This is a genomic window from Alteromonas sp. 14N.309.X.WAT.G.H12, assembly GCF_036697315.1.
In the GTDB taxonomy this organism is placed as follows: domain Bacteria; phylum Pseudomonadota; class Gammaproteobacteria; order Enterobacterales; family Alteromonadaceae; genus Alteromonas.
The window spans coordinates 1-10977 of sequence record NZ_JBAHZB010000113.1; the positions used below are offsets into that span (position 1 = coordinate 1).

Annotated in this window: 12 protein-coding genes; 1 reads left to right on the top strand and 11 read right to left on the bottom strand. The window is 45.6% G+C overall.

The annotated features are described in order from the left end of the window. Positions 1-470: 5'-deoxynucleotidase (yfbR, locus tag V5298_RS17745; protein ID WP_332932768.1), on the top strand; the 470-nt coding region annotated here is incomplete at its 5' end. Positions 471-516: 46 nt separating this feature from the next. Here the strand turns inward: yfbR and V5298_RS17750 are convergent. The 11 genes from V5298_RS17750 to V5298_RS17800 form a co-directional block, all read right to left on the bottom strand. Next, the gene (locus V5298_RS17750) at positions 517-966 is read right to left on the bottom strand and encodes a hypothetical protein (protein ID WP_332932769.1); all 450 of its coding nucleotides are present in this window, start codon (positions 964-966) and stop codon (positions 517-519) included. Between the two features lie 232 nt (positions 967-1198). Continuing rightward, positions 1199-1777, bottom strand: coding sequence for a CC0125/CC1285 family lipoprotein (locus V5298_RS17755; protein ID WP_332932770.1), 579 nt, complete (start codon positions 1775-1777; stop codon positions 1199-1201). Between the two features lie 10 nt (positions 1778-1787). Continuing rightward, on the bottom strand, positions 1788-2045 hold the full coding sequence (locus V5298_RS17760; protein WP_332932771.1) for a hypothetical protein: 258 nt from the start codon (positions 2043-2045) through the stop codon (positions 1788-1790). A 2-nt stretch (positions 2046-2047) separates the two neighbouring features. Then, positions 2048-2533 (bottom strand): hypothetical protein, encoded by a 486-nt coding sequence (locus V5298_RS17765; protein ID WP_332932772.1) that lies wholly within the window; start codon positions 2531-2533, stop codon positions 2048-2050. 3 nt (positions 2534-2536) lie between these two features. After that, positions 2537-2857, bottom strand: coding sequence for a DUF883 domain-containing protein (locus V5298_RS17770; RefSeq protein WP_332932773.1), 321 nt, complete (start codon positions 2855-2857; stop codon positions 2537-2539). Between the two features lie 209 nt (positions 2858-3066). Beyond that, entirely contained in the window at positions 3067-5076 is a 2010-nt protein-coding gene (locus V5298_RS17775; protein ID WP_332932774.1) for a response regulator, read from the bottom strand. Between the two features lie 19 nt (positions 5077-5095). Then, positions 5096-5548: a response regulator gene (locus V5298_RS17780; RefSeq protein WP_332932775.1), complete on the bottom strand. Its 453-nt coding sequence runs from the start codon at positions 5546-5548 to the stop codon at positions 5096-5098. Further along, positions 5538-7049, bottom strand: a complete 1512-nt coding sequence (locus V5298_RS17785) for a sensor histidine kinase (RefSeq protein ID WP_332932776.1) — start codon at positions 7047-7049, stop codon at positions 5538-5540. The genes V5298_RS17780 and V5298_RS17785 overlap by 11 nt, the downstream gene beginning before the upstream one ends. 5 nt (positions 7050-7054) lie before the next feature. Beyond that, positions 7055-7279 (bottom strand): hypothetical protein, encoded by a 225-nt coding sequence (locus tag V5298_RS17790; RefSeq protein WP_332932777.1) that lies wholly within the window; start codon positions 7277-7279, stop codon positions 7055-7057. 12 nt (positions 7280-7291) lie between these two features. Continuing rightward, the gene (locus V5298_RS17795) at positions 7292-8626 is read right to left on the bottom strand and encodes a sigma-54 dependent transcriptional regulator (protein ID WP_332932778.1); all 1335 of its coding nucleotides are present in this window, start codon (positions 8624-8626) and stop codon (positions 7292-7294) included. Positions 8627-8762: 136 nt separating this feature from the next. Then, positions 8763-10610 (bottom strand): bifunctional diguanylate cyclase/phosphodiesterase, encoded by a 1848-nt coding sequence (locus V5298_RS17800; RefSeq protein ID WP_332932779.1) that lies wholly within the window; start codon positions 10608-10610, stop codon positions 8763-8765. Between the last annotated feature and the right edge of the window lie 367 nt (positions 10611-10977).

The window sequence follows — 10977 nt, forward strand, 5'->3', positions numbered from 1 at the left end:
ACCCTGATCGGGTGGCATCCATGGCAATTTTTCACGAAGGGAGTGAAATTGCAGGAATGAGCGATATTCCCAGCCCGGTCAAGTACCATGATCCGGAAACGACCCAGGCCATTAAAAAGCTTGAGCGTCGGTTTGAAGCCATGCTACTGCAAACGTTGCCAGAACCGCTGCGGCAGCGCTATCAACCGCTGATAGAGCAAGACAAAGAAGATATCCATGTGGCACTAGCAAAAGCGGCTGATGTGTTGTGTGCTTATCTTAAATGTGATTATGAGTTATCTAAATCCAACTCTGAATTTTCCAATGCGATGCACGAAATGGAAATACAGCTGAAAAAATACAGAGACACCTTTCAGTGTGTCGACTATTTTTGCCAGATGTTTTTAGAGGATGCCAAGGGGACGTTGGACGAGCAAACCCGCACTCTTGATTGGGTTGAACACGCTAACACAATGAACATTAAAGAATAACTAATCCGATGTTTATCGCCTGTGACTGTTTGCCAATCAAATGAGGTTAGGCGGAGAGTTGTTTCATCAGCAAGGTTAATTCGTCGTGGCATTGAAGCATCCGCGTACGAATTTTTCGTAATACCTGAGCGCATTCGTTAGTGATCTTAGCATCTAACATTTCATCGAAACGTTGTAAGATCTGATTTTCTATGTCATTGAGCCGTTTCGACAGTACGGCTTCCTTTTCTTGGGCAAGGGCGTCTTGCAGTGCCTGATAATCTGTTTTTATCTTCTCTCCCCACGGTAACCTTGTTTCAATTTTGGCGCTTGCAGGGGAAATAAAGGCCGTGAGATCCACCATAGCTTGCCGCTTTTCTTCAACCATACGAGTGCACATAGCTCTAACCCGGTCATAAGATGTGCGGGTGATGCCTTGTTGATAAAAAATGAATCCATCGTTTAGCACATTGCACATTTCTGACAGCATTGTAATTACTTGATAGCGTGATGACATTGTAGTTTCTTCCTCACATCGTTACATGGAAAACTCAAAACACACGCTTGATAAATTGCACATGGTGGGCCAAGTTCACGCTCCTATTACTACTTTTTTAAGCTGTTGTATTTAATTGGCTTTTTGCTATCTATGAAAGCTTTGGTGAGACGGGGTGTGCGGCGAGCCTTTTGGGGTCGCCGTTATTACAGAGCTAATTGTAAAAGAGAAAGGGTCGGGGTTTTGCCCCGATTTATTCTGGACGCGGTGCTAAAAGGGCTGAGACTGAGAACGCATCGGGATCAGGACGACTTGATGCGTCTGACATACGTACCAAAATAGAGTAGTACACATCTTTCATGACCTCTTTTTTGAGGGTCATGGTGCGGTTATTGGGGAAGGGATCAGCGATTTCTTCACATCCTGACATGGAACATTGTGAGTTTTGTTGTGCGTTGATGTACTTCGCGTCAATATCGCCTTTTTTCGCTTTTTCCGGGTGTTGCCCCAAGGTGTCTTTACGTTCTACATCGGTTTTAGCAATGGTTACCCAGGTAAAGCTCTGTTGTTGGGCAATTTGAGCAGCACGACGCAGGGTATATTCCTGCACCATAGAGGCATCTGTGTTTTGAGTGGCTCTAAACATGATGCGATATTCAGTATCTGAAAGTTGCACAGAGGAATAGCCGTACCCATCATGCTGAAATGCTGGCTGATAAGGGGTTGGTTCTTGACTGGGTGTATTGACGCACCCAGTGAGTAGTATCGATGAAGCAGCAGCCAAACCGATTAACCCGTGGCGAAGACGAGATTGAAGCAAAGACGTATCCATATAACGAATCCTAGCCAATAAAATTGAAAAATGCCGTGCGCGCAAAGGTAATTAACGCTTGTGAACGCTTCGACTTAGGATGGCTACTGGTGGCCCCTTTCACTGCGCCGGCTGCAAAAAATGCACATAGTGCGGCGGGTCTGGCAATCAGTAGCCGAGTCTTTAATTTAACATGCTCAAGGGCATAGTCACTTCTTCTTTGCGCAATAATGAATTTTTCTTTCGCTTTATCTCTGTTTTGCTGTTCTTTTTTCAAAAGTAGCTGCATGGTTAATCCTCATTTTGGGCCTTTATACCGAATTGGGCTAGGATAACCCGTAGTGTGGGCATGAGTGTGACATGTTGATACGCATTGCGGGCAAGACTAAATGCACCGAAGGCCGCAACCAGATTAAGCATAAATGTGATCAGCGCAATGAGACTAAAATGTAATCCGGCTTTGTGAAAGCCAATGGCGATAGCAAGATTAATCACCAACCAGCAGAAACAAGCAAATACAAAGGCGCCCAGTGTGGCCAGGCTCATAATTATAAGCGATTTTTGCGCCAGTTTAACTTCACAACCGATCCATTCTGACAGTGCAGCAACTTCAGATTGCTTTTGTCCAAAAGCAAATTTGGCACTTTGTAGAACTTCCTCTAAGGACGGTTCCTGCCCATAATCAGAATCAGCCCGGCCAGTATCACTGGCCGGGCTGTTTGTGTTGTCATCGCTCTTTGGATTTACCCTGTCTGGCGTTTCATTTAGCGACGTCATAACTTATTTCTTACGTAATAAAGACGTTACCAACATGCCGGCTGCAAAGGCGATACCCGCAGTGGCAATGGGGTTTTCAATGGCATATTTACGTACGCCAGAACGCTTCCATTTTGCATCTAATTGGGCTTTGCGCTCGGCCATATTCTCCGCAGAATCGGCTGCACTTGCACGTAAATTTTCTTCCGCTTTGGCTGCAGAGCTGGCGAGCTTATCCACGGAAGAATGCAAGGTTTCCTGGGCTTTATCTGTATACGGGTGAGTGGTTTCGCTCGCTGATGTATCTGTGGTTCGGGTTTTGGGTGAGGCAGTGGTTGTAGCCATGATAAAAATCTCCTTACTCAATGAATTCAGAGTAAGTAGTGCAACTACAATACCAACTAAGATGTTTTTCTATATCTATGAATTTATTAGGATAAATCCATCTTAAAAGTGGATTTCATCAAGAGGATACCCATTTTATTACAAAGCTATTGTAATATTTGCAGAGACCGACAGGATAAAAGCAGATGGTTTAGCCTGTGTGCCAACACTTAGGCGGTAAAAAGGGCGGCCAGATCTTTTTTATTCACCGGTTTTAACAGTGTTCCGCTTAAGGTGACATCACCGATTTCGTCTACATTGGGCTCTCGCCCGCTTACAATGTAGATAGGCAGCGTTGATGATTGACTTTGCAGCTGCGCGGCGAGGGTAAGGCCGCCCATATCCGGCAAGGATAAATCCAGTAACGCGGCATCAAATACGTGGTTTTCTGCCATATTTTTGGCTTCTTGGCCGTTATGGGCAATGGTCACGTCATGACCAAGGTGATTGAGCAGGAGTGCCATTAATTCGGCGGCATCATGATCATCTTCTACCAGCAACACGCTTTTTTTACTGACGTTGTCATTTTCGTTGGGGGCTTTTACTGGCGTATGTTTTGTGGTGGCGCCATTTGTTCTATCGTGATTTTGTGCAAGGTTAGGTGTGGTAATTAGGTACTTGTCGAGCACTTTTAACAAGGCCGGTTTGTCGATGGGTTTACCTAACACATCATCGAAACCTTCATCGAGGAGAGATTGGCGCAGCCCTTTTCTACTGGCGGCGGTGATGGCTACCACAGCCACATTGCAGCGGCGTTCACGCATGGCGCTTAATGCTTCAATACCGTTCATTACCGGCATGTGGATATCCATGAGTACCAGATGGAAAGGTTTACCTGCACGTTCGGCTTCTAATACGGCCTCAAGGGCCTTGACACCGTTTTCGGCATAACACACCGATGCATGGCATTGACTGACCATATAGCCGGTGAGACGCCGTAGTTCCCGCAAATCATCCACAATGAGTACTCGTCCTGTCACGTGAAGATTACGCTTGTGATGGTGACTTACACTCGGTGCGGCGAGGCTTAAAAATTCTCTGGGCTGGTCACGAATTTCTCCTGGATCAAGGGTAAAGGAAAAAACACTGCCTTTGCCCACCTCGGACTCTACATCAATGGTTCCGCCCATTTTATAAACCAATTCCCGGCATATGGCTAAGCCGAGTCCGGCACCACCGTGATTGGCTCGCATCACATCTTCAATTTGTTCAAAGGGATGAAAGACCGCATCGAGCTTGTCTGGTGGCATACCGATACCCGAATCTTTTACCCGAAACAGCAACAGCTCTTTACCATCTAATGGGCGGACAGGCAGAGTTTCCACGGTGACCGTAATTAACCCGGAATCGGTAAATTTCACTGCATTACTGATCAAGTTAATTAAAATTTGTCGTAAGCGGGTAGGGTCTGCGTTAATGGATACCGGTACCTTGGTTTCTGAGCTAATGGCCATGGACAAGCCTTTGTCCTTAGCGGCGAGGTTCATCAACGAGTGTACATCGGTCATAAATGCACTTAAGTTGATTTCTTGAGGAGCCAATTCAAGTTTATTTGCCATGATCCTGGACATGTCCAGCAAATCATTCAATAAGCTAAGTAAGTGTTTGCCGTTAGAATGAATGATGGACAACTCCTGGCTCATCTGGTGATTTTCTTCATCATCGAGAAGGAGTTCGGTATAGCCAAGAATCGAGGTGAGAGGGGTGCGCAGTTCGTGCCCTAAATGGGCCAAAAACTTATCTTTGGCTTTGTTTTGTTGCTCTATTTTGTGTCTTTCAATGCGTTCATTTTCCATCTCCCGACGTACCATGGCATAACGCATGGTGCGCATGAAGCGGGGAGATTCAATTTCACTTTTGGTGAGGTAATCGGCTGCGCCGGCGCGCATGACCATTTCATCCACTTGATTGTCGGATTGACCCGTGAGGATCACCACAGGCACCGTGATACGGGCTTGTTTAAATGAGGCTAACACATCGAGGGCATTTTCTGCCCCTAAGATGTAATCGAGTAAACAAATGTCGAAGGTTTTCTTTTGCAGAACCTCGATGGCTTCTTGACCATTGGTTACCCAGGTTATGTGAAACCGGGGCTCCGGGCACTGGGACATATAGTCGGCAGTAAGAAAATAATCATCTTCGTCATCTTCTACCAGTAATACACGGATGACCTCAGCCACAGTAACCCCTTTTTAACCACTAATCGTGTGGTAATTCGACAAACTCAATCCAATAGCGACCCAGTGCACGCATCAAGTCTACCAGACCTTCAAAATTGACCGGCTTGGTAATATAAGACGCACACCCTAAATCGTAACCCCTTAACATATCTTCTTCTTCTTTTGAGGTGGTTAGGATCACAACGGGTATGCCTCGTAATGACGGATCAGCCTTTATTTCCTGCAGGGCTTCTCGCCCATCTTTGCGGGGCATATTCAAATCTAACAAAATAAGACTGGGGCGAGGGGCGGTTTGGGGATCGCTGTACTTGCCTTCCTGACGTAAAAAAGCGAGCAACTCCACGCCATCTTCAACGCAGTACAAATTATTTAATACCCGACTTTCCTTAAGGGCATCGAGGGTAAGCAATCGATCATCTTCATCATCATCGGCCATGAGGATGTTTATGGGCGTGGCGTTTTTAAGAGACATTACTGACAATTCCTTCATTGTGGGTGGCAAACGGTTCGCCATTTACCGGTATGATAATCACAAACCGTGCCCCTTTGCCCGGTTCACTAAATGCATTAATTTGTCCATTGTGTCGTTCCACAATACGTCGGCACACGGCTAGGCCGATGCCGGTGCCTTTATAGGCGGAACGTCCATGGAGCCGTTGAAAGGGCGCAAAAATTTTCTCTGCAAAAGATTGTTCAAAACCAATACCATTATCTTCTACGGTAATGGCGACCCAGTCAAAACTGTCTCTAACCAAGATAGTGGATAATTCTTCCTCGGTGGGGGCTCTAACGCCAACATGGATCACTGGTGGTTTGTCTTCGTGGCGAAACTTTAGGGCATTGGAAAGTAAGTTAAGCAGAAGTTGTTCGAGCTGGGATTTATCACATTTTAGTGAAGGTAAATCATCGACCTGAATGGCGGCGTGACTTTCTTCAATGGCAATTTCCAGGTCGCTGCAAATATTCTCCATAATGCTATTTAATGACACCTGTTCGAAGTCTTTACCTCGGGTAGATACCCGGGAAAATGCCAGTAAGTCACTAATTAACATTGACATACGCTCGGCGGCATTGAGCATGCGTTTGAGAAAGTCCTTACCTCGTTCATCCATGACTTCCTCGTAACCGGCTTCTAACCGGTTACCGAATGCCCGGATCTTGCGTAAGGGTTCTTGCAGATCATGGGAGGCAACAAAAGCAAAATCTTCTAACTCTCGATTACTTCGTGAAAGCTCATCGGCGAATATTCTTAGTTCTTGGGTACGCTCGGAAATTTTATCTTCTAATTCTTCATTATATTCTTCTAAGGCTTCTTGGTGACGCATGTTTTCCCGTACATTCATTTTGAGTAAAAACATAATGGTTAACACCAATAAGCCTGTGGTTGCCCCAGAGATGATCAGGGTGTTCACAGAATCTTTGCGTAACTTCATGAGATTGCTTAGATGGGTCTGCTGCATCTCTTTTTCAGAACTGGCGACCAGTTTATAGCGCTTTTCAAACTGATCGTACAAACTCAGATCCACGTCGGTATTCACAATAGCCAGCGCAGCTTTATAATCGCCATTTTTGGTCAGTTCCACGGTTTTGATCAGGCCATTGACTTTGGCTTTGGTTAAGCGCAATAACTCATCGATATTACTGTCTTGATCGGGCTGCTCTGAGGTAAGCGCCGCCATTTCAACGTCTTCGATAAGTTGATTTAACTTATTCAAGGTAGTGGTGTAATCGTCTAAGTAGGCTTCATCCTGGGTGAGTAAATATCCCCGTTGTCCTGATTCTGCTCTGAGTACCGCCATATGAAGTTGGTTGGTGACGTTAATGACCCGGTTTGTGGCAAACAGACGGGCTTCTAGCGATGTGAGCTCATCGAGGGTATTGATAACGTAAAACGCGTTACCTGTGATCACCACAAGCACAACAATAACCAGTGCAATCCAACTGTAAAACGACTGAATAAGTTTATTTAACATGCTATTTATTCCGCACTGCTCCCACCGATCGCTTCCATCATGTGGGTAAGGGTTTGACTACAGTCTTTTGTACTATGGATAATTTTATCTAGTGCCAGCGTGGCTTTTTCAATTGGGATCTCACCGTTTAAGGCCATTTTCACCATTTCCGCTTGCATGGATATGCGATTTAACGGCTTACGGGCATCGTGTACCCATTTGGCAATATCAGCTAACTCGTCTTCGTTCATTTTTCCTGCTCCCTAGCTGTCATCTTTACTCAGATCACCGTATGCATGAAGTCGGTTATATAAGGTTTTGGTACTGATCCCCAGCATTTCAGCGGCCAGGGTTTTGTTTCCGTTTACCTTCTCTAGCGTGGCGTATATGAGTTCTTTTTCCACATCTTCGATGGTGCGCCCCGCAGCAAGAGACGATGTGGTTGATTGCTTTTTGGCAAAGGGAGATTCAATGGTTTTAGGTAATTCAATCTCGCTACTCTCTGGATCACTCATTATCCCGGCACGATGGACAAAGTGGCGTAACTCTCTCACATTGCCAGGCCAGTCATAGGCGGTGAGGGTGTCGAGCTGAGATTCTTCCCATTTAAAATGGGTGCCGTTATCTTTGTTAAATTCATCCACAAAATAGGTCGCTAGTAGGGCGATGTCTTCTCGCCGTTCTCTAAGAGGCGGGATGGTGATGGGAAAAACCGCCAGTCGAAAGTAAATATCTTCGCGCAATACTTTACTCTCGGCGATCTCTTCCATCTTACGGTTCGTTGCTGATACAACCCGGCAGTTCACTGGGATGGTTTTTGTTCCGCCTAAACGGATCACCACTTTGTTTTCTAAAACCCGTAACAGATTCGGTTGCATGTCGATGGGCATTTCGGTGATTTCATCAAGAAACAGGGTACCGCCTTCGGCTTGTTCAAAAACCCCTTCTTTTTTACCTACCGCACCGGTAAAGGCGCCTTTTTCATGGCCAAATAATTCACTGCCAATAAGTTCTTTTGAAAATGCGCCGCAATTAGTGGCGATATACGGACCATCACTTTGTGAAGCGGCATGAATGGCAGCCGCAACCACTTCTTTGCCGGCGCCACTTTCCCCAAGTAACATCACATTGGCCTTGGTTCGGCTCACCCGGGAGATTAACTTGTACAGTTCGGCCATGGAGGCTGATTCACCAATTAAATGACCAAAATGCTTTTTTATTTTTGGTTCCGGGGTGGGGGAAGGCTTTTTTTTGGTCGATAAAACCGCTTCGATATCTTCCCGCTGAATGGGTTTAACCAGATAATCGATGTTCGGACCACATAAGCCCTTGATAATACTTTTTACCGATGGGTGCCCGGTAATTAAGGTGATGCGCGGCTGTTTTGGCAGTTCATTTAATTCTTCAAACAGGTGTGCACCGCTACCATCCGGTAACATAAAGTCTAGCAGTACATGATCAAAGGTTTCTTTTGTTAACCATTCTCTGGCTTCTGCAAGGTTGCAGGCAGTTAACACCTCATGGCCCAAAAATTCGATAATGGTACATGCCACTTCTGAAAACTCAGGATCATCATCAACCAGTAAAACTGTTAGCACAGCGTGTTCCTTTTTATTAGTTTTATTTCGATGTACCTATTACAACAATAAACAGGGTTAAGATCACTCGAAAATGGCAGCGAATTAAACGCCAATAAGGAAACCTACCCCGGTTTTTTTTGGGGCTATCACGTCCTTAGTGAGACAATCGATTCTGTGAGTGTTTAGCTGTTTGTATTAGCAAAGTGATATCCGATGCGGGCATGGGTTTACCAAAGAGGTATCCCTGGGCAAAGTGGCAATCAAGGGTGACGAGTAGTTGGGCATGGACATCGGTTTCTACGCCTTCCGCAATGACCTCAATGTCTAAACTTCTGCACAAAGACACAATGCCTTCGATTATTTTTGCGGTGCGGTTATCCGGCTCAAGATCGCGAATAAAAGACTGATCTAATTTCACCGTGTTGATATTGAGTTCACGAAGATAGGCAAAGGAACTCATGCCGGTACCAAAATCGTCAATGGAGGTTTTTATGCCCATTTCCCTAAAGGCCGCCAATACCCGTTTACTTACCGCAATATCAACCATGGTTGCGCTTTCGGTAAGCTCAAATTCGAGTAAGCCGGGATCGATGCCGGAGGTTTCTATGCAATGTTTAATAAACGGAATGAATTCGTTGTCCATCAAATTATACGCCGACAGATTAACGGACACCGGTAAAGCGTAACCTTCCGATGACCAGGTCTGTATTTGTTTTACCGCTTGTTCGATGGTGTAGCGGGTAAATGCGTGAACAATGCCGCTTTGTTCAATCAGATCAATAAATAGTCCCGGCGATAACAGGCCTTCATCGGGATGTTGCCAACGAACAATGGCTTCCACACCCAATAAACGGCCACTGGTTATTTCGGCCTTGGGTTGGTAATAAAGAATAAATTCCTGATTTTGTAGTGCGGAACGCAGTTGACTGCGAAGCGTGACCTTGATGGTACTGTTATAGGCGAGGCGCTCGTTGTACATCTGTACACCTAAGCGAAGTTTCTTGGCGCGGTGCATGGCATTTTCCGCATTGCGAAGGAGCATCTCGGGTCGGTGTCCATGCTCAGGAAGGCAGGCAATACCAATACTACAGCCTATTTCAAATGCACTGTTGCCTATTTGTAGGGGCTCTCGGCAGTCATACAGCAGCCTGAATGCGTAGCTGAGTACGTCTTCTTGGGCGATATCCGGTTGCCAAATGACAAACTCGTCACTGCGGTAGCGATAGGTATGGGCGGTGGGACCGGCCAAGGTTTTTAATCGTTGGGCAAAGGACAATAGCATGCGATCGCCCATTTCATGTCCCAACGCGTCATTGATATCTCTAAACCGGTCGAGGTCTAAAAAAAACAGCGCGCCATGGGACACGGTGAAATGCTTGCTGGCCAGCAGGGCCACGCGGTTATGAAGATGGGTCAGAGGATCTTGTAATGCTAATTCTTGCAGTGTTTGATTAGCTTGTTCAAAGCGTTTCACAATAAACGCTGACATCATTAAGGCGATCCAAACAGCAAGGCCGAAAAGGATCAAGCCGGCCAGCGTCAACTGATTGATAATTTTTGCCGAAACACCGGAGAGTTCGCGGGCTTTCCAGATAATAATTAGCGGTTCTTGTTGTCGTTCAAGGCTGTGTTTTTGAACATAATAGCGTTGATGGTTTACGGTAAAAAACTGCCCATTGTTTGTGGAAATGGCAATAGGAATTAAGGTGGAAAGGGGTGTTTTCGAGGCCCCAAATTGTGGCTCATTACCGATACTGATAGCAACCACATCCGGCGGCATAAAGATATCAGACGCGGAGTCAATATGGGGTAACGTTGAAAGAACATATGTGCTGTGACGGTCAAAGGTGTCTTTTTCGAAGGCTTGCTCCATCTCCAATAAAATACTGTGACCAACAATACAAAGGGTACTAATAAGAATAAAAGACAAACTAACGGTAGCCAGCATAAGTCGTTTTCTTAGACTGGCTTTACTGTGCTGTAGGATCACTTTATGAGGCATAGTAACCTGCTTGGAAAATCTTCGTTGCATTCATCGCAGAAGGGAATATTTCCAATGCGCATGGTGATGGTTTGTGGCTATGAAGTGTAGTCGGTAACGGCAAAACCGGCCCTTTATTTTTATAATTTTTATTGGGTAGAACCAGTTATACCTTGTAAGTTGATGGCAAGCAACGTTTTGCCTGCCATCAATAGGGTAAATTATTTTCCCTTAGGATAAGGGAGCGATAGCGATGCCGTTGGCCGAAGGCAGATGCATTGTTTGATGGCGTAATTCTCCGATAAACGTACGGGCGGCAGGGCCTAGTCTGTCACCATCATCAAATAAGAGGTATAGCATGACTTTACGTACTGCATGAGTATTAAGG

What these genes read in the sequence shown, in the direction of transcription:
- V5298_RS17750 (WP_332932769.1), bottom strand. Translation starts at nt 966, where the DNA reads ATGTCATCACGCTATCAAGTAATTACAATGCTGTCAGAAATGTGCAAT.
- V5298_RS17755 (WP_332932770.1), bottom strand. Translation starts at nt 1,777, where the DNA reads ATGGATACGTCTTTGCTTCAATCTCGTCTTCGCCACGGGTTAATCGGT.
- V5298_RS17760 (WP_332932771.1), bottom strand. Translation starts at nt 2,045, where the DNA reads ATGCAGCTACTTTTGAAAAAAGAACAGCAAAACAGAGATAAAGCGAAA.
- V5298_RS17765 (WP_332932772.1), bottom strand. Translation starts at nt 2,533, where the DNA reads ATGACGTCGCTAAATGAAACGCCAGACAGGGTAAATCCAAAGAGCGAT.
- V5298_RS17770 (WP_332932773.1), bottom strand. Translation starts at nt 2,857, where the DNA reads ATGGCTACAACCACTGCCTCACCCAAAACCCGAACCACAGATACATCA.
- V5298_RS17780 (WP_332932775.1), bottom strand. Translation starts at nt 5,548, where the DNA reads ATGTCTCTTAAAAACGCCACGCCCATAAACATCCTCATGGCCGATGAT.
- V5298_RS17785 (WP_332932776.1), bottom strand. Translation starts at nt 7,049, where the DNA reads ATGTTAAATAAACTTATTCAGTCGTTTTACAGTTGGATTGCACTGGTT.
- V5298_RS17790 (WP_332932777.1), bottom strand. Translation starts at nt 7,279, where the DNA reads ATGAACGAAGACGAGTTAGCTGATATTGCCAAATGGGTACACGATGCC.
- V5298_RS17800 (WP_332932779.1), bottom strand. Translation starts at nt 10,610, where the DNA reads ATGCCTCATAAAGTGATCCTACAGCACAGTAAAGCCAGTCTAAGAAAA.